24 protein-coding genes and 3 tRNA genes are annotated in these 23,567 nt (G+C 58.7%); all 27 read left to right on the forward strand.

Features of this window, described 5'->3' with window-relative positions:
- Nucleotides 1-68 precede the first annotated feature (68 nt).
- The 27 genes from F8N36_RS12460 to rpmG all read left to right on the forward strand — a co-directional run bounded on the left by F8N36_RS12460 (nt 69) and on the right by rpmG (nt 23,505).
- Complete coding sequence (locus tag F8N36_RS12460; protein WP_291333146.1) at nt 69-647, forward strand: hypothetical protein; 579 nt, start codon at nt 69-71, stop codon at nt 645-647.
- 12 nt (nt 648-659) lie between these two features.
- Nucleotides 660-1,025, forward strand: coding sequence for a GIY-YIG nuclease family protein (locus F8N36_RS12465; RefSeq protein WP_366247050.1), 366 nt, complete (start codon nt 660-662; stop codon nt 1,023-1,025).
- Nucleotides 1,025-1,672, forward strand: a complete 648-nt coding sequence (locus F8N36_RS12470; protein WP_291333147.1) for a LysE family translocator — start codon at nt 1,025-1,027, stop codon at nt 1,670-1,672. The genes F8N36_RS12465 and F8N36_RS12470 overlap by 1 nt, the downstream gene beginning before the upstream one ends.
- A gap of 51 nt (nt 1,673-1,723) precedes the next feature.
- Nucleotides 1,724-2,671 (forward strand): class A beta-lactamase, encoded by a 948-nt coding sequence (gene bla, locus F8N36_RS12475; protein ID WP_291333148.1) that lies wholly within the window; start codon nt 1,724-1,726, stop codon nt 2,669-2,671.
- A gap of 46 nt (nt 2,672-2,717) precedes the next feature.
- Nucleotides 2,718-3,287, forward strand: coding sequence for a DUF177 domain-containing protein (locus tag F8N36_RS12480; protein WP_291333149.1), 570 nt, complete (start codon nt 2,718-2,720; stop codon nt 3,285-3,287).
- Nucleotides 3,288-3,393: 106 nt separating this feature from the next.
- Nucleotides 3,394-3,576, forward strand: coding sequence for a 50S ribosomal protein L32 (gene rpmF / locus F8N36_RS12485; protein ID WP_022658456.1), 183 nt, complete (start codon nt 3,394-3,396; stop codon nt 3,574-3,576).
- Nucleotides 3,576-4,610 carry a phosphate acyltransferase PlsX gene (gene plsX, locus F8N36_RS12490; RefSeq protein WP_291333150.1) on the forward strand — a complete coding sequence of 345 codons (1,035 nt, stop codon included), beginning with the start codon at nt 3,576-3,578 and terminating at the stop codon, nt 4,608-4,610. The genes rpmF and plsX overlap by 1 nt, the downstream gene beginning before the upstream one ends.
- A 15-nt stretch (nt 4,611-4,625) precedes the next feature.
- Nucleotides 4,626-5,612, forward strand: coding sequence for a beta-ketoacyl-ACP synthase III (locus F8N36_RS12495; protein WP_291333151.1), 987 nt, complete (start codon nt 4,626-4,628; stop codon nt 5,610-5,612).
- Nucleotides 5,613-5,781: 169 nt separating this feature from the next.
- On the forward strand, nt 5,782-6,546 hold the full coding sequence (gene fabG, locus F8N36_RS12500) for a 3-oxoacyl-[acyl-carrier-protein] reductase (protein ID WP_291333152.1): 765 nt from the start codon (nt 5,782-5,784) through the stop codon (nt 6,544-6,546).
- Between the two features lie 69 nt (nt 6,547-6,615).
- Nucleotides 6,616-6,849 (forward strand): acyl carrier protein, encoded by a 234-nt coding sequence (acpP, locus tag F8N36_RS12505; RefSeq protein WP_291333153.1) that lies wholly within the window; start codon nt 6,616-6,618, stop codon nt 6,847-6,849.
- A gap of 62 nt (nt 6,850-6,911) precedes the next feature.
- Nucleotides 6,912-8,159: a beta-ketoacyl-ACP synthase II gene (gene fabF, locus F8N36_RS12510; protein WP_291333154.1), complete on the forward strand. Its 1,248-nt coding sequence runs from the start codon at nt 6,912-6,914 to the stop codon at nt 8,157-8,159.
- Between the two features lie 92 nt (nt 8,160-8,251).
- Nucleotides 8,252-9,490, forward strand: coding sequence for a serine hydroxymethyltransferase (glyA, locus tag F8N36_RS12515; RefSeq protein WP_291333155.1), 1,239 nt, complete (start codon nt 8,252-8,254; stop codon nt 9,488-9,490).
- 256 nt (nt 9,491-9,746) lie between these two features.
- A complete protein-coding gene (locus tag F8N36_RS12520) occupies nt 9,747-10,238 on the forward strand; it encodes a cytidine/deoxycytidylate deaminase family protein (RefSeq protein ID WP_291333156.1) in 492 nt (163 codons plus the stop codon).
- The gene (ribD, locus tag F8N36_RS12525) at nt 10,231-11,373 is read left to right on the forward strand and encodes a bifunctional diaminohydroxyphosphoribosylaminopyrimidine deaminase/5-amino-6-(5-phosphoribosylamino)uracil reductase RibD (protein WP_291333157.1); all 1,143 of its coding nucleotides are present in this window, start codon (nt 10,231-10,233) and stop codon (nt 11,371-11,373) included. The genes F8N36_RS12520 and ribD overlap by 8 nt, the downstream gene beginning before the upstream one ends.
- Before the next feature lie 9 nt (nt 11,374-11,382).
- On the forward strand, nt 11,383-12,066 hold the full coding sequence (locus tag F8N36_RS12530; RefSeq protein ID WP_291333158.1) for a riboflavin synthase: 684 nt from the start codon (nt 11,383-11,385) through the stop codon (nt 12,064-12,066).
- Nucleotides 12,067-12,145: 79 nt separating this feature from the next.
- Nucleotides 12,146-12,616: a 6,7-dimethyl-8-ribityllumazine synthase gene (gene ribE / locus F8N36_RS12535; RefSeq protein ID WP_291333159.1), complete on the forward strand. Its 471-nt coding sequence runs from the start codon at nt 12,146-12,148 to the stop codon at nt 12,614-12,616.
- Between the two features lie 3 nt (nt 12,617-12,619).
- Nucleotides 12,620-13,117 carry a transcription antitermination factor NusB gene (gene nusB / locus F8N36_RS12540; protein WP_291333160.1) on the forward strand — a complete coding sequence of 166 codons (498 nt, stop codon included), beginning with the start codon at nt 12,620-12,622 and terminating at the stop codon, nt 13,115-13,117.
- A 14-nt stretch (nt 13,118-13,131) separates the two neighbouring features.
- Entirely contained in the window at nt 13,132-15,654 is a 2,523-nt protein-coding gene (gene leuS, locus F8N36_RS12545) for a leucine--tRNA ligase (RefSeq protein WP_291333161.1), read from the forward strand.
- Between the two features lie 287 nt (nt 15,655-15,941).
- A complete protein-coding gene (locus F8N36_RS12550; protein ID WP_291333162.1) occupies nt 15,942-16,961 on the forward strand; it encodes a DNA polymerase III subunit delta in 1,020 nt (339 codons plus the stop codon).
- Between the two features lie 270 nt (nt 16,962-17,231).
- Nucleotides 17,232-17,924: a DNA repair protein RadC gene (gene radC / locus F8N36_RS12555; RefSeq protein ID WP_291333163.1), complete on the forward strand. Its 693-nt coding sequence runs from the start codon at nt 17,232-17,234 to the stop codon at nt 17,922-17,924.
- A gap of 119 nt (nt 17,925-18,043) precedes the next feature.
- The gene (lon, locus tag F8N36_RS12560; RefSeq protein WP_366247054.1) at nt 18,044-20,548 is read left to right on the forward strand and encodes an endopeptidase La; all 2,505 of its coding nucleotides are present in this window, start codon (nt 18,044-18,046) and stop codon (nt 20,546-20,548) included.
- Between the two features lie 5 nt (nt 20,549-20,553).
- Nucleotides 20,554-21,420, forward strand: coding sequence for a peptide chain release factor N(5)-glutamine methyltransferase (gene prmC, locus F8N36_RS12565; RefSeq protein WP_291333165.1), 867 nt, complete (start codon nt 20,554-20,556; stop codon nt 21,418-21,420).
- 136 nt (nt 21,421-21,556) lie between these two features.
- A tRNA-Thr gene (locus F8N36_RS12570) sits at nt 21,557-21,632 on the forward strand.
- A gap of 46 nt (nt 21,633-21,678) precedes the next feature.
- Nucleotides 21,679-21,764 (forward strand) — tRNA-Tyr (locus F8N36_RS12575).
- 100 nt (nt 21,765-21,864) lie between these two features.
- Nucleotides 21,865-21,940 (forward strand) — tRNA-Gly (locus tag F8N36_RS12580).
- 218 nt (nt 21,941-22,158) lie between these two features.
- Nucleotides 22,159-23,352 carry an elongation factor Tu gene (gene tuf, locus F8N36_RS12585; protein WP_291333166.1) on the forward strand — a complete coding sequence of 398 codons (1,194 nt, stop codon included), beginning with the start codon at nt 22,159-22,161 and terminating at the stop codon, nt 23,350-23,352.
- Nucleotides 23,353-23,355: 3 nt separating this feature from the next.
- On the forward strand, nt 23,356-23,505 hold the full coding sequence (rpmG, locus tag F8N36_RS12590; protein ID WP_022658437.1) for a 50S ribosomal protein L33: 150 nt from the start codon (nt 23,356-23,358) through the stop codon (nt 23,503-23,505).
- Nucleotides 23,506-23,567: the final 62 nt, after the last annotated feature.

The following is a 23,567-nucleotide window of genomic DNA, read 5'->3' on the forward strand; positions in this document are numbered from 1 at the left end:
AGAAGGCACAAACACGGCAGGCGATGGGCCTGTACAAGCCTTTTTTCTGCGCCCGCGAGGAGATTTGCATGGCTGTTCCCCCACCAAGGCATGACCATTCCGATAATTCTGACCCCAACAACACTCCGGCGCTGCCCGAAAGCTCTGCCGACAAAAACAACGCCCGCGTGGTTGATGCGGAAATTGTGCACGGCAACGAAGATGAACGCCGGGAAAGGCGCGCGGATTCTGCCTGGAACGGCAATTCGCCGCTTGACGCCTCGAACCTGTTTGGCGGTGGCGCCCATGATTCACATGATGGGCAGCAGCGCTTTCGGGGCAGATTTTTTTATCGTGGCAGTTTTGGCCAGTCTGGCAACTTGGGCGGCTTCAATTTTGGCCGCGTGTGGACAGGCGGCGGTCAGGACCAGTTTGGCTGCCTGCCCCCCTGCGTGACCTTTGCCCTGTTTATGGTCTGCCTGGCCCAGTTTGGCTTTTTTGCGGGCCTGGGTTTTGTTTTTTTCCACACCATTGGCGCAGTTGTAGGCGTTGTGCGTGATTTGCGGCAGTTCAGCGCGGGCCGCGTACCCAACCCGTGGGTATGGCGGGCGGGCAACTGGGCCGTGTCCTTCTTTTTGACTGCCTGGATTTCAGGAGCCTTTCACTAACCAGACACCCTCATGAACGAACCCGCCACAGATTCCGCGCACGACTCTGAGCATGATTCTGCTCCCAACCCTGCGCCTGAAGCAGTAGCCGCCGCCAGCTGCACCACAGCAGACACAGCCACATGGCTGGTGTATCTGCTGGAGTGTGCCGATGGCACACTGTACTGCGGGGTCACCACCAACCTTGATCGCCGTCTTGGTCAGCACAACGGGCAGAACCCCGGCGGCGCGCGTTATACACGCGGAAGGCGCCCCGTGCGGCTGATTGGCAGCCGAACCTGCGACAGCAAAAGCCAGGCACTGCGGCTTGAAAAGGCCGTTAAATCGCAGGCACGAACCCACAAACTGCAATTTCTGCTTTCTGGAGATATGGTGTAATGCTGACCCCTGATGCGATGATGGCCTTTTTTGTTGCCGCTCTGCTGCTTGGCATTGCGCCGGGACCTGACAATATTTTTGTGCTCACCCAGTCTGCCCTTTTTGGCGTGGGTGCTGGCGTGGTGACCACTATGGGTCTGGTGACCGGCCTGTGCGTGCATACGGCAGCTGTGGCACTGGGCGTGGCCGCCATTTTTCAGACCTCTGCACTGGCATTTACGCTGCTTAAAACCGTGGGGGCGGGCTACCTGCTGTGGCTGGCATGGCTTTCTTTTCGCGCCGGGGCCTCCACCGAAAAAATTGCCCAAGCCGAGGGTGCCACCACTGGTGCGGCCTTTCCCGGCTACATGACGCTCTACCGGCGGGGTATAGTGATGAATGTCACCAACCCCAAGGTTTCGCTCTTTTTTCTGGCCTTCTTGCCCCAGTTCTGCGATCCATCGCGGGGCAGTGTGGCCGTGCAGGTGCTGATACTGGGCGTGCTGTTCATGCTGGCAACCATCGTGGTTTTCTGGACCGTGGCCGCTCTGGGCGGACGGCTGGCTGTGTGGTTCAACCGGTCGCAGCGCGGGCAGGTCATCATGCAGCGCGTGGCTGGCTGCGTTTTTGTGGCGCTGGCCGCCGCGCTGCTGCTCAGCAGCCGCTAATGCAAAACGCGTCGCCCTGCTTGCCGGTTCTGTCCATATTTAAGGATGCGTATGCGTAACACTACCGCCATATTCAGCTGTTCGCGCCGCCATGTTCTGGCGGCTCTGTGCGCCCTGCCGCTGAGTGTACTGCTCGAACCGCTGGCACCTGCCTCTGGCGCTGCCCCTATACAAAATGAAGCCCTGCAAAACGGGCTTGCCAGGCTGGAAGCTGCAAGCGGCGGCAGGCTTGGGGTGGCGGCACGACAGGCCGCGGGCGGTAAAATTCTGGGCTACCGGGGCGACGAACGCTTTCCCATGTGCAGCACCTTCAAGACTATGGCTGCCGCGGCCATTCTGCGCGACAAACCGCAGATACTGAACCAGCGCATCCACTATACCCGGGGCGACATCCAGCCATGGTCGCCAATTACAGAAAAGCACCTTGAAGACGGCCTGACCGTGGCCGAACTGTGCGCGGCCATGCTGCAGCACAGCGACAATACCGCCGCAAACCTCGTGCTGGCGCAGCTAGACGGCCCGCAAGGGCTCACCGCCTTTGCCCGCAGCCTCGGCGACGCAACATTTCGCCTTGACCGCTGGGAGGTAGAACTTAACTCTGCCATTGCAGGCGACGAGCGCGACACCACCACGCCCCTGGCCATGAGCAGCACCCTGCAGGGCCTGCTTTGCGGCCAGCTGCTGCCCGCGCCCGCCCGAAAGCAGCTGGTAAACTGGATGCTCGACTGCGCCACCGGGGCTGACCGCATTCCCGCTGGCGCACCCTCGGGCTGGCAGGTGGCACACAAAACCGGCAGCGGCGAAAACGGCACTGCCAATGACACGGGCCTGCTGCTGCCATCTGACAGGGCAGAAAAAAAGGAAAATCCGCTTGTTGTGACAGTCTACCTCACGGGGTCAAAGCTGCCCTCGACGGAAAACGACAAAATTATTGCCGCAGCCACGCGTTTGCTCTGCGCCGCTAATGGGCTTGATAGGCCGCACGACAATATGTATTGACATGATTAACCAGTGAAGGTATGAAGTCCGACTTTCGAGGTACCACATGCAGAACTATCGCATTTCTCTCAACGATCTTCCCCCAGAGGGCAAGGAATTTACCCTGGACGAAGCTGCCATCTGGCAGGAGCCCATGGAAGAATTCCGTCTGGATTTCCGCGTGAGCAAACCCCTGTGCGCGCGCATTCTGGTTTTGCCCATGGACGGCGGCTGGCTTGTGCGCGGCACGCTTGAGGGTGAAGTTGTTCTGCCCTGCAGCCGCTGCGCGGAAGATTCTGTTGCCGCCATTGCAGCGCGCTTTGAAGACTTTGAAAGCATGCCCGGCATGAGCGACGACGAAGCCGAAAACGACGACATCGTTGCCGCTGGCGAAATGGAAGACAGCACCGACGGACGCATTGTGTTTGAACGCAATTCGCCCATGCTTGATCTTGCCGCCATCTGCTGGGAAGAACTCATGCTGGCCCTGCCGGTAACCCCCCTTTGCCGCAATGACTGCAAGGGCCTGTGCGCCGGGTGCGGGGTTAATCTTAATGAAGGTATGTGCGCCTGCACAGAAGAGGAAGGCGACCCCCGCATGGCGGCATTGCGCGGCCTCACTCTGCACAAAAACTAGACAATCACAATTTTTTTTACTAATCTGCTGTGTCTTGCGGGCGGGGTAGTGCGCCAAGCCGCCAAACCCGCACAAACATTCCGCAAGACAGGAAAAGGAGACTACCATGGCCGTTCAGCAAAATAAGAAATCCCGTTCCCGCAAGGGCATGCGCCGTTCCCATGATCGCGTGGCCGTGCCTGCCGTTATCTACTGCTCCTGCGGCGAACCCACCGTTCCGCACAGCGTGTGCCCCAACTGCGGTACCTACAAGGGCCGCCAGGTGATCGCCAAAAGCGAAAACGAATAATGAACGAGCGCCCCATCATTGCCGTGGACGCCATGGGCGGGGACTTTGGTCCCGCTGTGGTCGTGCCGGGAGCTATTGAAGCTGCAAGGCTTTATGATCTGCATGTCCAGCTTGTGGGTGATACCCCCAAGCTGGAAGCCGAGCTTGAAAAGCTCGACCTTACCGACGTGCATTTCGACATAGTTCATGCCGATGATGTGGTGCATATGAACGAAAAGCCCTCGGACATTCTGCGCCGCAAGAAAAACGCGTCCATCCAAGTGGCCTGCCGTCAGGTCAAGGATGGCGCGGCGGATGCCGTTGTCAGCGCCGGACACTCCGGCGCTACGGTGGCTTGCGGCATGTTCATCATGGGCCGCTTGCCCGGGGTGGAGCGCCCTGCTCTCGCCACCCTGCTGCCCACGGAAAAAAACCCCGTGGTCGTGCTGGACGTGGGAGCAAACGTGGATTGCCGCCCCTACCACCTGTTCCAGTTTGGTCTCATGGGTGATGCTTTTGCCCGTGACCTTCTGGGCTATGCCTCTCCGCGTGTGAGCATTCTCAGCATTGGCGAAGAAGAGGGCAAGGGCAACAGCCAGGTCAAGGAAGCCTATGACCTGCTGAAAATGGCCCAAAACCTCAACTTTGCAGGCAATGCCGAAGGCCGCGACATCTTTATTGGCAATATCGACGTGGTTGTCTGCGATGGCTTTGTGGGCAACGTGGTCGTGAAAATGAGCGAAGGGCTGGCCACTTCTCTGGTGCGCATGCTCAAAAAGGTGTTTACGTCCGGCATATTGCCCGCCATCGGCGGCATGCTGGCCAAAAACGCCTTTAAACGCTTTGCCCGCACCATCGACTATGCCGAATACGGCGGTGCCCCCCTGCTGGGCCTTCAGGGCCTGGCCATTGTCTGCCACGGGCGTTCAAGCGCCAAGGCCATGACAAACGCCATCAAGATGAGCGGAACCTTTGTTCGCAAGGGTACCAACAGCCGCTTGGGCGAAACGATTCTTGCCAATGAGGAACTGACACGTTTCTCCCGCGCTATCTAACCACACGGTATTTCTATGAATCCATCTTGTCATCTGCTTGCCTTGAGCGCCTATGTGCCGGAAACGGTGCTGACCAACAACGATCTTGCCAAGGTGGTAGACACCAACGACGAATGGATTGTTACCCGCACCGGCATTAAACAGCGCCACAGGCTGGACGATGCCGACAACGCCTCTGACCTCGGATTGCGGGCCGCTCGCAAGGCCCTGGCCGAAGCTGGCGTGGATGCGACCGAACTAACCCATGTGGTTGGGGCCACCTGCACGCCCGACGTGCTCTCGCCTTCCGTTGCCTGCATCATTGCCGGGCAGCTGGGCGCAGGCAAGGTGATGGCCTTTGATATCAGCGCGGCCTGTTCCGGTTTTCTTTACGGGCTTTCCATCTGCCGCGCCCTGCTGGCTCAGGACCCTCAAGCCAAAATTCTTTTTGTCTGCACCGAGGCGCTTACGCGCCGCGTCAACTGGGCAGACCGCTCCACCTGCGTGCTCTTTGGCGATGCGGCGACCGCCTGCATCGTGAGCAACGCGCCCACCGACGGCATGGCCCGCATTGAAGATGTGGTTTGCCACAGCGACGGCGTGCAGCGCGATCTTATCGTGGTTGGCGGCGGCACGCGCAGCCGTTACGGGCTGGGCGAACCGGTGGCGGAAGATTTCTTTATCACCATGCAGGGCCGCGAAACCTACAAACACGCCGTGCGCAACATGGTGCACGTGTGCGAAGAAGTGCTTGCGCGTAACGGCCTTACAGGTGCAGATGTGGACCTGCTGGTTCCGCATCAGGCAAACATGCGTATCATCGAGGCTGTTGGCAGCCGCCTTGACATGACTGGCGAACGCGTGTTCACCAACGTTGAAAAGTACGGCAATACCTCCTCTGCCTCCATTCCTCTGGCACTGGCCGAGGCGCGGGCCGAAGGGCGCATCCGCCCCGGCAGCCGCGTGCTTATGACAGCATTTGGTGCGGGCCTCACCTGGGGTGCGGCTTTGTTACGCTTTTGAGGCAATGCGTCAGCGGGATTGCCGCGCTGCGTAGTGCCATGTATACTGATAATCAGTCGGGCTAAGCCGTGTGCGGGCAGTGTTGCTGCCCAACACGCGCAGCAGGGCGCTTTCCGCGCATACGGCCAAACCCCTTTATTCATATGACTTAGACAAAGGCGAAATGAGCATGAGCACAGCGCAATCCATCCTCGCAGCCGGAGTGCCCACGGCCCTGGTTACCGGCGGTTCGCGCGGCATTGGCCGGGCCATAGCCCAGATCCTTGCCCGTGACGGCTTTCAGGTTATTCTCACCTACGTCAGCAAACCCGAAGAAGCAGAAAAAGTAGCGGCCGATATATGTGCCCAGGGCGGCAAGGCTGTTGCCTTTGCCCTCGACGTGAGCAACAGCGAAGCTGTGGCCGACTTTTTTGCATCGCAGATCAAGGACAAGGTTGACCTTGCCGTGCTTGTGAACAATGCCGGCATCACCAAGGACGGATTTCTTGTTCGCATGAAGGACGAGGACTTCGACCGGGTTATTGCCGTCAACCTTCGTGGCGCGTTTGTCTGCACGCGCGAAGCTGCCAAAATAATGAGCAAGACCCGCAAGGGCCGCATCATCAATATTTCTTCCGTGGTGGGACAGATGGGCAACGCCGGGCAGGCCAACTATGCTTCGGCCAAGGCCGCTCTGCTGGGGCTCACCAAGTCCTGCGCCAAAGAACTGGCCGCCCGCCAGATTACGGTCAACGCCGTAACCCCGGGTTTTATCGAAACGGACATGACCGCAACGCTCAATGACGAAGTGCGCGCAAGCTATACCGATAGCATTCCGCTCAAGCGCATGGGCAGCGCCGAAGATGTGGCCGAAGCCGTGGCATTTCTTGCCTCGGAGAGAGCTGGCTACATCACCGGGCAGGTGCTGGGAGTGAACGGCGGCATGTACTGCTAGGCATTACCTACGGAAGACACCCGGTTAGGGCCGGGGTTAAGCAGACCACTAATTTATCTGGAGGATACCATGTCTGACGTTACAGAAAAAGTTAAAAAGATCATCATCGACCAGCTCGGCGTGAGCGCCGAAGAAGTGAAGCCCGAAGCTTCCTTCGTTGAAGACCTCGGCGCCGACTCCCTTGACCTGACCGAACTGATCATGGCCATGGAAGAAGAATTCGACATCGAAATCGCCGACGACGATGCCCAGAAGATCCTGAAAGTTCAGGATGCCATCAGCTACATCGAAAACAAGCAGTAACATAGGCTTGTTTGCAGTATAGACGCGCGGGGGGGTCTGCCCCCCGCCTCAAAGGAGCATGCATGACCCGTCCCCGCGTAGTAATCACCGGCGTAGGCGGCGTGACGCCCCTCGCCAATGATATTGAGAGCACCTGGAAAAAACTGCTCGCAGGCGAGTCGGGCATCGCGCCCATCACGCTGTTTGACGCTTCCGCCTACGATTCCCGCATTGCTGGTGAAGTAAAAAACTTCGTCGCCGAAGACTACATGCCCATGAAGTCGGCCCGGCGCATGGACCGCTTCACCCAGTTTGCAGTGGCATCGGCCAAGATGCTGCTTGAAGACTCCAAGTTCGAAATCACCGACGCAAACGCCTACGATACCGGCGTTATCCTTGGTGTTGGTCTTGGTGGTCTGCACACCATCGAAACCTACCACAGCAAGCTGCTGGAATCTGGCCCCCACAAAATTTCGCCCTTCATGATTCCCATGCTTATTTCCAACATGGGTCCCGGTCAGATATCCATCTTCACCGGCGCCAAGGGTCCGAACATTGTCACGACCACAGCTTGCGCCTCGGCCATTCACGCTCTTGGCACCGCCTACAGCGAAATGATTCTGGGACGCGCCACCGCCGTTATTTCCGGCGGCGTCGAAGCCACTGTCACCCCTCTGGGCGTGGCTGGCTTTACCGCGCTCAAGGCGCTTTCTTCGCAGTTCAACGATGAGCCCGCCAGGGCTTCGCGTCCCTTTGACGCCAAGCGTGACGGTTTTGTCATTGGCGAAGGTGCTGGCCTGCTGCTGCTTGAAACGCTGGAATCGGCCCAGGCGCGCGGCGCAAAGATCTATGCAGAAATGGTGGGCTACGGCGCCTCTGGCGACGCCTACCACATGACTGCCCCCTGCGACGACGGCGCAGGCATGGCCCGCGCCATGCAAAACGCCCTGCGTGAGGCTGGCATCGACGCTTCGGCTATCGGGCACATCAATGCCCACGCCACGTCCACCAACCTCAACGACAGCACTGAAACCAAGGCCATCAAAACCGTGTTTGGCGCGCATGCCGGCAAGGTCAAGATTTCGGCCACCAAGTCCATGACCGGGCACCTGCTTGGCGCTGCTGGCGGCATTGAGTCCGTGTTCACTGCCCTTGCCCTGCACGACGAAATGCTGCCTGGCACCATCAACCTTGAGAATCCTGATCCCGCGTGTGACCTCGACTACATGGCCGATGGTTCCAAGCACATTGCCTGCGAATACGCCATGTGCAATTCCTTCGGCTTCGGCGGAACCAACGCAAGCGTGATCTTCAAGAAGTGGCAGCAGTAACCAGCACAGTTTCAAACGGTTTCTGCCCCCCTGTTTGATAATCCTCTGCCCGCCGTTGTGGCGGGCAGAACATTTCAAAAGGATGCGACGTCATGGACGAAATCCTGCTGCAAGACCCGGAACTGGCGCGAGCCATCGCCCTTGAATCCGACCGCCAGATGAGCAAGCTTGAGCTCATCGCTTCTGAAAACTTTGTTTCCCGCGCCGTGCGCGAAGCTCAGGGCAGCGTGCTTACCCACAAGTATGCAGAAGGCTACCCTGGCAAGCGCTATTACGGCGGCTGCGAATACGTTGACCTGGCCGAAACCCTGGCGCAGGACCGCGCCAAGCAGCTTTTTAACTGCGAATATGCCAACGTGCAGCCGCACTCCGGTTCGCAGGCCAACATGGCCGCCTACCTTGCCTTCATGAAGCCCGGCGACACCATTCTGGGCATGAATCTTTCGCACGGCGGGCATCTCACCCACGGCAGCCCGGTGAACTTCTCTGGCCGCCTGTTCAACATCGTTTCGTACGGTGTGCAGCGCGAAACGGGCCGCATCGACTATGACGAAGTGGCCTCTCTCGCTCGCGAGCACAAACCCAACGCCATCGTGGCCGGTGCCAGCGCCTACCCCCGCGCCATCGACTTTGCCCGCTTCCGCGAGATCGCCGACGAAGTTGGCGCCAAGCTGGTGGTGGACATGGCCCATATCGCCGGCCTTGTGGCCGCCGGTTTGCACCAGAGCCCGCTTTCTTATGCCCACATCACCACCACGACCACGCACAAAACCCTGCGCGGCCCCCGTGGCGGCATGATCCTTTCTACCGAAGACATGGGCAAAACCCTGAACAGCCAGATTTTCCCCGGTATTCAGGGCGGCCCGCTCATGCACGTTATCGCCGCCAAGGCTGTTGCCTTTGGTGAAGCCCTGCGCCCCGCTTTCAAGAGCTACCAGCAGCGCGTTGTCACCAACGCCGCAGTGCTTGCCAAGTTCCTGATGGATGCCGGTTACGAACTGGTTTCCGGCGGTACGGACAACCATCTTATGCTGGTTGACCTGACCAACAAGGACATCACGGGCAAGGATGCGGAACACGCTCTTGACCTGGCGGGCATCACCGTCAACAAGAACACGGTTCCCTTTGAAACCCGTTCGCCCTTTGTTACTTCGGGCGTGCGCCTCGGCACGGCTGCCCTTACCACACGCGGCATGAAGGAAGACGACATGCGCACCGTGGGCGCGTTTATTGCTGAAGCCATCGAAAAGCGCAACGACGAAGCAGCCTTGGCCAAGATAAGCAAGAACGTTGAGGAATTTGCCCGCCAGTTCCCGCTATTTGCCTGCTAACGGGCAGACATTCGGGCAGCTTTTCCTGTGCCCTACCCTGATAAATCTCAGGGAACCGGCACAGGAAAAGCTGCACTTTTTTGACAAAGCCCCGGTTTTGAGAAAAACAGGGGCTTTGCCTTGCGCGGCAGGTGCGATAATCTGGGTGGCGCGCAAGCGCAGCCTGACCGGTATCACGGCAAAATGGCCCGACACGGCAACTTGGCAATTTCCCAAGCCGCCTGTATAGTGCAGTGAATCTTTTGGTGGGTGCTATATGCAGCGAATGCCGTGGCCGGAATATTTTATGAACATTACGTACCTTGTAAGCGGGCGATCTACGTGCACGCGGCGCAAGGTGGGTGCTGTGGCGGTGAAAGACAAGCGGATTCTTGCCACGGGGTACAATGGTGCTCCGGCGGGGGTTCCGCACTGTCTTGAGGTGGGCTGCCTGCGCACACAGCTGGGCATTCCATCGGGCCAAAGGCACGAAATATGCCGAGGATTGCACGCAGAACAGAATGTCATCATTCAGGCTGCCGTGCACGGCATCAATATCAGCGGCGCAGAAATTTACTGCACCACACACCCGTGCGTGCTGTGCAGCAAAATGCTTATCAACTGCGGTATCCGCCATATTTATTATGCAGAATATTACCCCGACGAACTTGCGGAACAGATGCTCAAGGAAGCCGGCGTAACAATGGAAAAACTGGATTTTACACCGCCTGTCATCAGTGCCCAAGCCGGAGAAGGCAGCCATGTCTGAAATGGATTATGTTCCCTTTATGCGTGAAGCCATTGCCCTTGCAGAAAAGGGCCGGTGGCATGCCTGCCCCAACCCAACGGTGGGGGCGGTGCTGGTGCGTGACGACCAGATTGTTGCGCGTGGCTGGCACCATGCCGCAGGGCAGGACCATGCGGAAGTGGACTGCATCAAGGACGCTGCAGCCCGTGGCGTTAACCCGGCGGAATGCACGCTGGTGGTTACCCTTGAACCGTGCTGCCATCAGGGCAAAACGCCCCCCTGCACCGATGCGGTGCGGGCCGCTGGCATCAGGAAGGTTGTAGTGGGCCTTGCCGACCCCAATCCCCAGGCCTGCGGCGGCGCTTGCCAGCTGCGTGCCAGCGGCGTTGAGGTTATTGAAGGCGTGTGCGAACAGGAATGCCGTGATCTTGTGGCCGACTTTCTGGTCTGGCAGCAGCACAAGCGTCCCTATGTAATGCTCAAGATGGCCGCCACGCTTGATGGCCGCATTGCCACCCGCAAGGGGCAGTCCAAGTGGATCAGCTGCGAACAATCGCGCAGCGAGGTTCAGGAACTGCGCGCGGGCATCGGCATGTGCGGCGGCGCCATTCTTGTGGGCGGCGGCACCTTCCGGGCCGATAACCCGCAGCTCACCGTGCGCGGCGAAAATGCAGGCCCGCAGCCTCTGGCCTGCGTGCTTACCTCGCGCCTGCCCCAGCCCGACGCTGATTTTCACCTGCTCAAAGACCGTCCGGAGCAGACCGTGTTCATGGTTTCCCCGGCGGCGGCGGCCTCAACCACGGCCAAGGCCCTGCGCGATATTGGCGTGCGGGTTCTGGCTCTTGGCCCCGGCATGCACGGCGGGCCTGATTTTCCCGGTTTGCTGCGCGCGGTGTGGGAAGAGCTGCACTGCCCCTACCTGCTTTGCGAAGGCGGCGGCCATTTGGCCCTGAGCCTGCTTGAAGCGGGCCTTGTGGACGATTTTCGCCTGCACCTCGCACCCATGATTCTGGGCGACGAAGACGCCCTGCCGCTGTTCTCTGGCCGTGCACCCCTGAGCCTTGAAGAAGCCCTGAGCATGCGCGTGAGCAACACGCACCTGTGCGGCAACGACGTACACATTCACCTGCGGCCGCTGGACGCCGCCAAAGCGTAGGCTGAAGGCATGTTCACCGGCATAATCCAGGGACAGGGCGAGATACTCGCCCTGCGCGACAGCGGCACGGAACGCAGGTTTACCCTGCGGCCCCTGTTCGACCTGCCTTCTATTGTGGATGGCGAATCCATTGCCGTAAACGGCGCCTGCCTGTCGGTTGAAAGCCACAGTGAGGGCGTGTTTACGGCCTATGCCTCGGCAGAGACCCTTTCGCGCACCACCCTTGGCAAGCTAAAGGGCGGCGACATGGTCAATATGGAGCGGGCGCTGGCCATGGGCGACCGCCTTGGCGGGCACCTTGTGAGCGGGCATGTGGATTGCCTTGCCACGGTGCGCAGTGTTACGGGCGCTGGCCAGTCGCTGTGCTGCCGTCTTGCCTTTCCCAGGGAATACGGAGTCGAGGTAATTGCCAAGGGCTCGGTGGCTCTTGACGGCATAAGCCTGACCATCAACGCCTGCGGGCCAGATTTTCTTGAGGTCAACATCATTCCCGATACGCAAAAACGCACCACCATGCGCAACTGGCGACCGGGCACGCTGGTGAATATGGAAACCGACCTCATCGGCAAATATGTGCGCAGCCTGCTGGGAGCCTGGGTTCCTGACGGTGGCGCGGCAGGTAAAAGCACGGGTGCTGCTGCCCAGGCCGGTGGCCTGAGCCGCGAGATGCTGCTGCGCAACGGCTTTATCTGACAATAATTTCCCATTACCGAAAAATTACTATAAAACGCGTTTGCGCGCGGGCAGTTCGCCGCCGCGCCAAGGAGTAGTCATGAGCACTGTCACCACTATCGCTGGACAGCTGGACGCCAAAGGGCTGAAAATTGCCATTGTGGCCACCCGTTTCAACGATTTTATTGTGGACCGCCTTGTGGGCGGCGCGCAGGATTATCTGGAACGTCACGGCCTCGACACCGCCAACATCACTCTGGTGCGCATTCCCGGTGCCTTTGAAATGCCGCTGGTCTGCCAGAAGCTTGTCAATTCCGGCAAATACGACGGCGTGCTGGCTCTTGGCGCTGTTATTCGCGGCGGCACCCCCCACTTTGACTATGTGTGCGCCGAAGCCAGCAAGGGCATCGCCCAGGCCATGATGCACTCTGGCGTGCCCATTGGTTTTGGCCTGCTGACCTGTGATACCATTGAACAAGCCATTGAGCGCGCCGGTTCCAAGGGCGGCAACAAGGGCGTGGAAGCGGCCGCTGCCATGCTGGAAACCATCCGCGTTATGGAGCAGTTGTAATCCATGGCAAAAGCCAAATCAGCCACCCGCAGGGGCGAACGAGAACTGGCCTTTCAGGTTCTGTACGGCCTTTCCTTTACGCCTGCGCGTGATATCGACGATCTGCGGCGCTTTTTTCGCGTTTCTCCCGACTATCTTGCCCGCTGGCAGGATCAGGAACCGCCCGCCTATCCCTCTGGCTTTGCCTGGGAACTGGTGGAAGGCGTGTGGAGCAAAAGCGACGAACTTGATGCATCCATCACCACATTTTCGCGCAACTGGCGCGTTGACCGCATGGGCCGCGTAGAGCTGACCCTGCTGCGGCTGGCGGTGTACGAAATCATGTTCCGCAACGATGTTCCCGCCAAGGTTGCCATCAACGAGGCGCTGGAACTCAGCCGTCAGTTTGGCGAAGGCAATGCCAAAAGCTTTATCAACGGCATTCTTGATGCCGTGGCCAAAGCTTTGGATACCGGGGGGATTACACGCCCCGCCGCCGATTCTTCCACCATATCCGAGTAAACCGGTAAAGCCCCATGACGCACGAACGCTATAATCCGCAAGCTATCGAAGAAAAATGGCAGGCCCGCTGGCAGGCCGAAAACGCATTCGCCTGTACCGACAAAAGCGACAAGCCCAAGTACTACGTGCTAGAGATGTTCCCCTATCCTTCGGGCAACATCCATATGGGCCATGTGCGCAACTATGCCATTGGCGACGTGGTGGCGCGCAGCAAGCGCATGCTGGGCTTTAACGTGTTGCATCCCATGGGTTGGGATGCCTTTGGTCTGCCCGCTGAAAACGCGGCCATCAAAAACAACACCCACCCGGCCAAGTGGACCTACGCCAATATCGACAACATGCGCGCCCAGCTCAAACGTCTGGGTTATTCCTATGACTGGGATCGCGAAATCGCCACCTGCCGCCCGGAATATTACCGTTGGGAGCAGATGTTCTTTTTGCGCCTGCTTGAAAAAGGCCTTGTGTACCGCAAAAAGGCCGCGCAAAACTGGTGCCCCTCGTGTCACACGGTGCTCGCCAACGAACAGGTCATCGACGGCCTGTGCTGGCGTTGCGACAGCCGCGTGGTGCAGAAGGACCTGACCCAGTGGTTCCTCAAGATCACGGCCTACGGCGACGAGCTGCTGCAAGACCTGCAAACCCTCGAGGGGGGCTGGCCCGATCGCGTTATCGCCATGCAGCGCAACTGGATTGGCAAATCCACCGGTGCCGCCATCACCTTTGGCATTGAAAATGCCGCCCTGCTGGCCGAGGGAGTCAAGGGTATCGACGTGTTCACCACGCGCCCCGACACGCTCTTTGGCGTTACCTTCATGACTCTCGCCCCTGAGCATCCCATGGTGGAAAAGCTCATCGAAGGGTATGAAAAAGCTGATGAAGTGCGTGCATTTGTGGAACGCATCCGCAACATGGACCGCATCGACCGGCAGTCTGATTCGCTGGAGAAAGAAGGTATCTTTACCGGCGCGTACGCCCTGCATCCCTTTACCGGGCAGCGCGTGCCGCTGTGGCTGGGCAACTTTGTCCTTGCCGATTACGGCACAGGCGCTGTCATGGGCGTACCCGCGCATGACCAGCGCGACTTTGAATTTGCCCGCAAGTACGACCTGCCCATCCGCGTGGTCATCAGCCCCAAGGACGAGCAGATCAACCCCGAAACCATGACCGAGGCCTACACCGCCGAGGGCTTCATGGTTAACTCAGGCTCCTTTGACGGCACCGCCAACGAAGAAGGCAAGGCCGCGGTGGCCCAGGCTCTGGAAAAAGAGAACAAGGGCAAGGCCACCACGCAGTTCCGCCTGCGCGACTGGAACATCTCGCGCCAGCGTTACTGGGGCGCGCCCATTCCCGTCATTTATTGCGACAAGTGCGGCGTGGTGCCTGAAAAAGAAGAAAACCTGCCCGTGCTGCTGCCCATGGATGTAAAGATTCGCGAAGACGGTCGCTCTCCCCTCCCGGAAACGCCCGAATTCGCCAGCTGTGTCTGCCCCAAGTGCGGCGGCGCTGCCCAGCGCGAAATGGATACAATGGATACCTTTGTGGAATCCTCGTGGTATTTCGCCCGCTACACCAGCGCCCGCAATACCGAGGCCCCCTTTGATGCCGATGCCCTCAAGTACTGGCTGCCTGTGGATCAGTACATCGGCGGTGTTGAACACGCCATTCTGCACCTTTTGTACTCGCGCTTTTTCACCAAGGTGCTGCGTGATATGGGCTTCTTCCCCGCTGGGCTTGATGAGCCTTTCGCCAACCTGCTCACTCAGGGCATGGTGCTCAAAGACGGCAGCAAAATGTCCAAATCCAAGGGTAACGTGGTTGCCCCCTCGGACATGATCGACAAATACGGCGCGGATACCGTGCGCCTTTTCTGCCTGTTTGCCGCGCCAGCAGAACGAGACTTTGACTGGTCAGACTCGGGCATTGAAGGTGCTTCGCGCTTCATTGGTCGCGTGTGGCGCCTGTTTGATGACGAAAAAGAACGCTTGCTGCCCCTCAAGGCCTGCCAGGCAACGGCAGACGACGCCCAGACCGATGAAACACGCGACCTGCGCCGTCGTGAACACCTTACTGTCAAAAAGTGCGGCGAAGACATGGGCGACCGCTTCCAGTTCAACACGGCCATTGCCGCAGTGATGGAACTGGTCAACGCCATGTATCTTTCGCGCGAAAAGCTGGGCGACAGTGAGGGCGAACGCCGAGTGTTCTCCTCGGCCATGGCTTCTGTACTCACCCTGCTTTCGCCCATCACACCCCATGTTTGCGAAGAACTGTGGCAGCGTCTGGGGCACAACACGGCTCTTGCAAACGAGCTGATACCCGCGTGGGACGAAACCGCTACCGTGCAGGACATGCTTACCGTGGCCCTGCAGGTCAACGGCAAGCTGCGCGGTACGGTGCAGATTCCCGCCGCGGCCGACAAGGCCGCCATGGAACAGGCCGCCCTGGCCGATTCCTCTGTGCAGCGCCACATTGATGGTCTTACGGTGCGCAAGGTGGTTGTGGTTCCCGGCAAGCTGGTGAATATTGTTGCCAACTAGGGCCACCACAAAATAATACAGCCACCGCTGTCTTTATAATGACGAAGGGGCGTTTTTTCGCAGATGAAAAAACGCCCCTTCTTTCTGTTACCCCTTCCCCGCTATGCCTTTTGTACTTATAATAATTTTCGTTGGCTGTTCTGGCTGGCAAAAAGTACGAAAATCAACAGGGTACCATGCAACAGGTTGCAGCCCGCCTGGCTTTTCGCAGCGTTGAGGTTTCAGCGCCATAGCCGTACTGGACGATTTTTCAGCATTTTCAGCAATCTTCAGCACCACGGAATCACATGAGCGCGGCACATCCCGGTTTTACCTTTCTCGTTTGCCCAGACGGGCAGTTGCTGCGCGCGCGCATGGAGCAGCTTCTTTCTTCATTCCCGCCCGTATCAGGCCAGTGGGAACGCCACGTGTACTGGGGCGACGAGGAACCCTCGCCCCGCTTTTGGGAGCAGCTCACCCTGCAGGGTCTTTTTGGCGCGCCCCGCGTGCTGGTAGTTCGGCAGGCAAACCTGTGGCCCGCCGCTGTGTGGAAGAAGGTTTCGCACGCTCTGGCCCGCCCCTCTGAGCAGTGCTGGCCGTTTTTCTGTATGGAAGTGGCGTGGGACAAGGGCCAGCCGAAGATTCCGGCCCACATTGCCAAGCTGCGCTGCATGGCCTTTGCCGACCAGCAAGGCTGGATCTGGCGGCAGGACGGCCTGAACGAAAGGGCCGTGAAAAAGCACGTGCTGCAACGCTCGCACGAGCTTGGTCTGCGTTTTGAGCAGGATGCCCTGGAACAGTTTTGTGCATCGGTGCCGCCAGATGCACAGGCCATTGAAAACGAACTGCACAAGCTGCAACTGCTGCGCAATGCCGCGCAGGATGTTGCTCACGAGAACCCGCAAACCCCGGAATCGGGCAACATCACCCTGGCCATGACCGCCACAGCCTCATGGAACCCGGAATGCAATGTTTTCGACTGCATCCGTCACATGGAGGCGGGCAACCTCAGCGCTGTGTGGAAGGAACTTTCGCGCAGTCAGGATGGCGACAGCCTGTTGTTTTCACTGCTGGCCCTCCTGGCCCGCGAACTGCGACTGCTCTGGCAGTTGTGGGCGGGCGAAAAGGTGCGGGTACACCCCAACGAGGCGGCCTTTAAAAAGCAGCTGGCCACCCGCCTTGGTCCGGCAGTGCTGGCCGAGTGCATGTCTACGATCATGGATGCGGAATTACAGGTGAAGAGTGGTCGCCGCTCGCCCGGGCAAAGCCTCGACTACCTTGCGGCCCGCATGACCGATCTTTTTGCAACAGGCCGCACCCGCGCCTGAAACGTTTTCTGAACCAGCCTCTTGATCTGGCAGTCTCATCTGCGACTGCAACATAGCGCGGCCCGCAGCAAACGCCAGACTCACAGCGTCAGTTTGCAGCAGCGGTCTTGCCAAAGGTCATTTCGTGCATACCATGCTGAGACGTCAGCAGACGCTATGCCACAGCTGATGTCCATTTTTGCTTGGATCAGTGCACCACAAAGGGTTTACGGGTATGGCCCGCCTTTAGTCGGCCCTGCCCCTTGCGCAACCATCAAGACTGCTTAACTTATGACAGCAAAGCCAACTTCCACCCCGCCCACATGCCTGGGGCACCGTGAGCGGCTGCGGCAGAGACTTGAAATCGAACCCACGGCAGTGGCAGATTATGAAGTACTGGAGCTGCTGCTTGGTTATGGCCTGACCCGCAAGGACACCAAGCCGCTGGCCAAGGAACTGCTGCAGCGGTTCGGCAGTATAAAGGGCGCACTGGACGCAAGGCCGGAGGAACTGCTTGAAGTTCCCGGTTTTGGACAGGGATTGGTAGCCTTGTGGCGGGTTCTGGGCGAAACAAGGGCGCGCTATGCTGCTTCGGAAGTGCGCCAGCGTGAGGTTCTGGCAACGCCAGAGGCCGTGGCCCGCATGGCGCAGGCCCGGCTGGGAACAAATCCGCACGAGGAATGCTGGCTTGCACTGGTAGACAGGCGTAACCGCCTGATGGCCTGGGAACGTTTGCGCAGGGGCGGCATTGCAGAAGTTGCAATATATCCGCGGGACGTACTTGAAGCGGCCCTGCTGCGTAAAGCCAGCGGTATCATTCTGGTGCACAACCATCCCGGCGGCAATCCCGCGCCCTCGCAGGAAGACCGCCTGCTCACAGAAGAACTGCAAAGACTGGCACCCCGCATGGGGCTGCGCTTTCTGGATCATGTCATCGTTACGGATGGAGACTGCTACAGCATAACGCAATCGCAACGCATTTGAATCGAAAGCAGTCGGGGAGAATATATATGGCTGACATCAATGAAAAAGATATTTTGCTGCACCAGGGTGAACCCGCTGAGGCAGAACCTGCCATCGACGCGGAACAGGGCAAAACCGAGCTGAGCGCTGCCGAAGCGCTGGAGCATGAAGGTGGCCTCAACACGGCCGCGCAGAGTATCCCCGATACTCTGCCCGTACTGCCCGTGCGCGATGTGGTGATTTTCAACTACATGATTCTGCCGCTGTTTATCGGGCGCGACAAATCCGTTCAGGCGGTGGACGCAGCCCTCAAGACAGGCCGGCACCTTCTGGTGTGTGCGCAAAAGGAAGAATCCACCGAAGATCCCAAGCCCGAAGACCTCTATGAAGTGGGCACGGTGGTGCAGGTCATGCGCATGCTCAAAATGCCCGATTCGCGGGTAAAGATTCTTGTGCAGGGCGTCAGCCGCGCCCGCGTAACCGGCTACCGGCAGGTTGAGCCTTTCCTTGAGGCGCGCATAGAAACCCTGCCCGAGCAGATCCCCGTGGTGGACGCCACGGTGGAAGCGCTGCTGCGCTCTGTGCGTGAGCAGAGTGAAAAGGTGCTGACCCTGCGCGGTCTTTCGTCGCCCGACGTACTCTCCGTTTTGCAGGGCGTGGATGACCCAGGCCGACTGGCCGACCTCATCGCCGCCAATATGCGCATGAAAACCGCCGATGCCCAGCGCATCCTGGAAGCGGAAAATCCCATCGACCGCCTCATGCTGGTCAATACCCAGTTGCAGCGCGAGGTGGAAGTTGCCACCGTGCAGGCGCGCATCCAGAGTTCGGCCCGCGAAGGCATGGACAAGGCACAGAAAGATTATTTTCTGCGCGAACAGCTCAAGGCCATTCGCAGCGAGCTGGGCGACAAGGATGAAGACGGCGAGCAGGAACTGGAAAATCTCAAGCTGGCCCTCGATAAGGCCGGGCTGCCCAAAGACGTGCGCAAGGAAGCCGACAAGCAGCTGCGCCGCCTTTCGAGCATGCACGCCGATTCTTCCGAGGCCAACGTTGTACGCACCTACCTTGACTGGCTGGTGGAACTGCCGTGGAAGAAGCTCTCGCGTGACAGACTCGACATCGTCAACGCCAAGGAAATTCTGGACGAAGACCACTGCGGGCTGGAAAAAATCAAGGACCGTATCCTTGAATTCCTGAGCGTGCGCAAGCTTAACCCGCAGTCCAAAGGCCCCATCCTTTGCTTTGCTGGCCCTCCTGGCGTAGGTAAAACCTCGCTGGGCCGTTCAATCGCGCGGGCGCTGGGCCGCAAGTTCCAGCGGCTTTCGCTGGGTGGCATGCACGACGAGGCAGAAATTCGCGGCCATCGTCGCACCTATATCGGGGCCATGCCCGGGCGCATCATTCAGGCGCTCAAGCAGGCTGGCACTCGCAATCCTGTGATTGTACTTGATGAAGTGGACAAGCTGGGTGCCGATTTCAGGGGTGACCCTTCGTCGGCCCTGCTGGAAGTGCTCGACCCGGAACAGAACAACACCTTCAGCGACCACTACCTGAATGTACCCTTTGACCTTTCAAAGGTTATGTTTCTGTGCACGGCCAACCATCTGGAAACCATCCCGGCCGCCCTGCGCGACCGTATGGAAGTCATTTCGCTGCCCGGTTACACCATGCAGGAAAAGGCCCAGATTGCCCGTGTTCACCTGCTGCCCAAAAAGATTGCAGACAATGGACTTGCCCTCAAGGATGTGGAGCTGACCGAAGCAGCACTTGAAAAGGTCATCAAGGAATACACCCGCGAGGCTGGCCTGCGTAACCTTGAACGCGAGCTGTCGTCCATTTGCCGCAAGTTGGCCCGCCGTAAGGCCGAGGGTAAAAAGCCCCCCTTCACGGTAGACGTGGCCGATGTGGAAAAACTGCTGGGCGCTCCGCGCTTTATTGAAGACGAGAAGGAAAAGAAGCTTATGCCCGGCATGGCTCTGGGCCTGGCCTGGACCCCTGCTGGCGGCGAGGTGCTTACAGTCGAAGCTACAGTTATGAAGGGCAAGGGCGGCCTTACCCTTACCGGACAACTTGGTGACGTGATGAAGGAAAGCGCGCAGGCGGCCCTGAGCTACATTCGCAGCCGTGCGGATGACCTGGGTGTGGAGCACGACTTTGTGACCAAGTACGACCTGCACGTGCATGTGCCTGCGGGGGCTACCCCCAAGGACGGCCCCTCTGCTGGTGTTACGCTGACTACCGCGCTTATTTCCGCGCTCAGCGGGCGTAGTGTTCGCGCCGATCTGTGCATGACCGGCGAAATAACCCTGCAGGGTCGGGTGCTGCCCGTTGGCGGCATCAAGGAAAAGATTCTGGCTGGTGTGGCCCGCGGCCTCAAGCATGTGGCCATTCCGCACCAGAATGTCAAAGATCTTGAAGATGTGCCCAAGGAACTGCTCAAGCGCATCACCGTGCACCTGGTGCACCACTATGACGAGCTGCTGCCTCTGGTTTTTGAAACCAAGGGAGGACGAGGCAACTCTGCAGCTGGCAAAACCGGCGGCAAGGGCAAAAGCAAGGTGGAAGAACCCGCCGGTGCCGCCGCCAAGGCCAAGCCGGCAGGCGGCAAAACCAGCAAAAGACCTGCTGAAGCCGGAGCCTGAGATCTGTGCGTCTCAAACAATATATAGATGAAGCAACTGCGCAACTGACAAAGGCGGGGGTAGACAGCCCCCGCCTTTGCGCAGAAGTGCTGGCGCGTGAAGTATTGGGGGACGATACTGCTGGCTCTGCCCGCCTTTTCTGTATTCTTGAGGCCGGACGCGAGATCGAAGCGGATGCACTGGAGCGGCTGCATGCACTGGTTGCACAGCGCAGCACTGGCCAGCCGCTGGCACAGATCGTTGGCCGCAAGGAATTTTATGGTCGTGACTTTTCAGTTACCCGCCATACGCTTATTCCCCGACCAGAAACAGAACTGCTGGTAGACACGGCCATTGAGCTGCTGCCGCAGACCCCCCTGCACTTTGCCGACCTTGGCACGGGTACGGGATGCATTGGCCTTACACTGCTGGCGGAAAGCCCAAACTGGAAAGGGCTGCTCATGGATCTCTGCCCTCACGCCGCCGGGGTTGCCGCCACAAATGCACGACTACTGGGCGTGCAGGACCGGGCGACAATTCTACGCGCTGACATGCAGCGTGCGCCGCTCAAGGCAGAATCATTACAGTTGGTTGTGAGCAACCCACCCTACATTGCCGAGGCCGAACGCCATATGGTTATGGATGAAGTGCTGCACAACGAACCCCACAGCGCCCTGTTTTCTGAAAACAACGGGCTTCTGCACCTTGCGGCTGTTATCAATGCAGCCGCCCATGCCCTTAAGAACGGTGGATGGGTACTGCTTGAACACGGCGCCGCTCAAGGAAAAGCCGTGCACGATCTGCTCGCAGCAAGCGGTATTTTCAAAAAAATTGAAAATAAACGGGACATTGCCCAATTAGACCGTTGCACATTGGCTCGAAAAGGGCTATAAGGCCAAATCGTTTCCGCGCTGATAGCGCGAAAAACGGTAAAAAGCAGCACGGCTCACCATAATTTGAAAAAAATTGAGCCAAAGCGAAAATTTTGCTTGCCAAGCAAAATGAAAGTCGCTAATAAGCTGTGTTGCCGCTGGCGTAGCTCAACTGGCAGAGCAGCTGATTTGTAATCAGCAGGTTGCGGGTTCGAGTCCCATCGCCAGCTCCACAAGAAGCTGAACGAAGATCGGACTATCCGACTTTGCGGCACGAGTGGAGGGGTTCCCGAGTGGCCAAAGGGAACAGACTGTAAATCTGTCGTCGTAAGACTTCGGTGGTTCAAATCCACCCCCCTCCACCACCACTTTTCCGTCGCCAAATACTGGACGGTTGGTGGCTGGTTTGAATAAACTGCCTTGGCTGTAGGAGACAGGAAGCCTGTCGGGGAACTACGGTAGCGTGCGGGAATAGCTCAACGGCTAGAGCATCAGCCTTCCAAGCTGAGGGTTGCGGGTTCGAATCCCGTTTCCCGCTCCAAAATCCTGCCTGATTCCGCCTCCCCCTCAGTCACCTTGTCCGCCAATGCACGTTCCCTGGTGTCCAGGGACTGAATGCGGATAGCGGGCCGCCCAACGGAACTTCCCACTGCCGCAGCCGTTACGCGAGGAGCAGGCGTTACAGCTCAATACAAATTCAAAATAGAATTTAGTAACGCAGGTAAAACGCAAACATTTTTTTCTCCAGGGAGACGTACAATGGGCAAGGAAAAATTTGAACGCAAAAAGCCCCATGTAAACATCGGCACCATCGGCCACATCGACCATGGCAAGACCACCCTTACCGCCGCCATCACCAAGATCGCCGGCCTGAAGGGCTCGGGCAAGTTCATTTCGTATGACGAAATCGACAAGGCCCCCGAAGAAAAGGAACGCGGCATCACCATTTCCACCGCACACGTGGAATACGAAACCGCTAGCCGTCACTATGCCCACGTTGACTGCCCCGGCCACGCCGACTACATCAAGAACATGATCACCGGCGCTGCCCAGATGGACGGCGGTATCATCGTGGTCGCCGCCACCGACGGTCCCATGCCCCAGACCCGTGAGCACATTCTGCTTGCCCGTCAGGTCGGTGTGCCCCAGCTCGTGGTGTTCCTGAACAAGTGCGATCTGGTTGACGACGAAGAACTGCTGGAACTCGTGGAACTCGAAGTTCGCGAACTGCTTTCCAGCTACGACTTCCCCGGCGACGAAGTTCCGGTTATCCGCGGTTCCGCCCTTAAGGCTCTGGAATGCGATAGCCCCGACGCGCCCGAGGCCAAGTGCATTCTTGACCTGCTGCAGGCTTGCGACGACTTCATCCCCGAACCGGAACGCGACATCGACAAGCCCTTCCTGATGCCCATCGAAGACGTGTTCTCCATCTCCGGCCGTGGTACTGTTGTTACCGGTCGTGTGGAACGCGGTATCATCAAGGTTGGCGAAGAAGTGGAAATCGTGGGCATCAAGCCCACCGTCAAGACCACCTGCACCGGCGTTGAAATGTTCCGCAAGCTGCTTGACCAGGGTCAGGCTGGCGACAACATTGGCGCCCTGCTTCGTGGCACCAAGCGTGACGACGTGGAACGCGGCCAGGTTCTTGCCGCTCCCAAGAGCATCACGCCCCACAAGAAGTTTAAGGCTGAAGTGTACGTTCTCTCCAAGGAAGAAGGCGGTCGTCACACCCCGTTCTTCTCTGGCTACCGTCCTCAGTTCTACTTCCGTACCACGGACATCACCGGCATCATCAACCTGCCCGAAGGCGTTGAAATGGTTATGCCTGGCGATAACTCCCAGTTCATCGTTGAGCTCATCAACCCCATCGCTATGGAATCCGGTCTGCGTTTCGCCATTCGTGAAGGTGGCCGCACCGTTGGTTCCGGCGTGGTGACCGAAATCATCGAGTAGCATATGCGTATCAATATCATTCTGGCCTGCACCGAGTGCAAGCGTCGCAACTACAGCACCCGGAAGAACAAGAAAAACACTACCGGTCGGCTGGAAATGAAAAAATATTGTCCCTGGGATAAGAAGCACACTGTGCATCGCGAAACCAGGTAATATAAACTTCCGCCGGGGGGGGGTTAACCCCCCCGACCGTGTGCAGAGGACTAGCTCAAACC

The sequence above is a fragment of the Desulfovibrio sp. genome, from assembly GCF_009712225.1.
Lineage (GTDB): Bacteria > Desulfobacterota > Desulfovibrionia > Desulfovibrionales > Desulfovibrionaceae > Desulfovibrio.

What these genes read in the sequence shown, in the direction of transcription:
- nusB (WP_291333160.1), top strand. Translation starts at nt 12,620, where the DNA reads ATGGCAAAAGCCAAATCAGCCACCCGCAGGGGCGAACGAGAACTGGCC.
- F8N36_RS12520 (WP_291333156.1), top strand. Translation starts at nt 9,747, where the DNA reads ATGCAGCGAATGCCGTGGCCGGAATATTTTATGAACATTACGTACCTT.
- tuf (WP_291333166.1), top strand. Translation starts at nt 22,159, where the DNA reads ATGGGCAAGGAAAAATTTGAACGCAAAAAGCCCCATGTAAACATCGGC.
- F8N36_RS12495 (WP_291333151.1), top strand. Translation starts at nt 4,626, where the DNA reads ATGAATCCATCTTGTCATCTGCTTGCCTTGAGCGCCTATGTGCCGGAA.
- ribE (WP_291333159.1), top strand. Translation starts at nt 12,146, where the DNA reads ATGAGCACTGTCACCACTATCGCTGGACAGCTGGACGCCAAAGGGCTG.
- fabF (WP_291333154.1), top strand. Translation starts at nt 6,912, where the DNA reads ATGACCCGTCCCCGCGTAGTAATCACCGGCGTAGGCGGCGTGACGCCC.
- ribD (WP_291333157.1), top strand. Translation starts at nt 10,231, where the DNA reads ATGTCTGAAATGGATTATGTTCCCTTTATGCGTGAAGCCATTGCCCTT.
- fabG (WP_291333152.1), top strand. Translation starts at nt 5,782, where the DNA reads ATGAGCACAGCGCAATCCATCCTCGCAGCCGGAGTGCCCACGGCCCTG.
- F8N36_RS12470 (WP_291333147.1), top strand. Translation starts at nt 1,025, where the DNA reads ATGCTGACCCCTGATGCGATGATGGCCTTTTTTGTTGCCGCTCTGCTG.
- rpmG (WP_022658437.1), top strand. Translation starts at nt 23,356, where the DNA reads ATGCGTATCAATATCATTCTGGCCTGCACCGAGTGCAAGCGTCGCAAC.
- radC (WP_291333163.1), top strand. Translation starts at nt 17,232, where the DNA reads ATGACAGCAAAGCCAACTTCCACCCCGCCCACATGCCTGGGGCACCGT.
- rpmF (WP_022658456.1), top strand. Translation starts at nt 3,394, where the DNA reads ATGGCCGTTCAGCAAAATAAGAAATCCCGTTCCCGCAAGGGCATGCGC.
- F8N36_RS12480 (WP_291333149.1), top strand. Translation starts at nt 2,718, where the DNA reads ATGCAGAACTATCGCATTTCTCTCAACGATCTTCCCCCAGAGGGCAAG.
- acpP (WP_291333153.1), top strand. Translation starts at nt 6,616, where the DNA reads ATGTCTGACGTTACAGAAAAAGTTAAAAAGATCATCATCGACCAGCTC.
- plsX (WP_291333150.1), top strand. Translation starts at nt 3,576, where the DNA reads ATGAACGAGCGCCCCATCATTGCCGTGGACGCCATGGGCGGGGACTTT.
- F8N36_RS12465 (WP_366247050.1), top strand. Translation starts at nt 660, where the DNA reads ATGAACGAACCCGCCACAGATTCCGCGCACGACTCTGAGCATGATTCT.
- glyA (WP_291333155.1), top strand. Translation starts at nt 8,252, where the DNA reads ATGGACGAAATCCTGCTGCAAGACCCGGAACTGGCGCGAGCCATCGCC.
- F8N36_RS12530 (WP_291333158.1), top strand. Translation starts at nt 11,383, where the DNA reads ATGTTCACCGGCATAATCCAGGGACAGGGCGAGATACTCGCCCTGCGC.
- F8N36_RS12460 (WP_291333146.1), top strand. Translation starts at nt 69, where the DNA reads ATGGCTGTTCCCCCACCAAGGCATGACCATTCCGATAATTCTGACCCC.
- F8N36_RS12550 (WP_291333162.1), top strand. Translation starts at nt 15,942, where the DNA reads ATGAGCGCGGCACATCCCGGTTTTACCTTTCTCGTTTGCCCAGACGGG.
- bla (WP_291333148.1), top strand. Translation starts at nt 1,724, where the DNA reads ATGCGTAACACTACCGCCATATTCAGCTGTTCGCGCCGCCATGTTCTG.
- leuS (WP_291333161.1), top strand. Translation starts at nt 13,132, where the DNA reads ATGACGCACGAACGCTATAATCCGCAAGCTATCGAAGAAAAATGGCAG.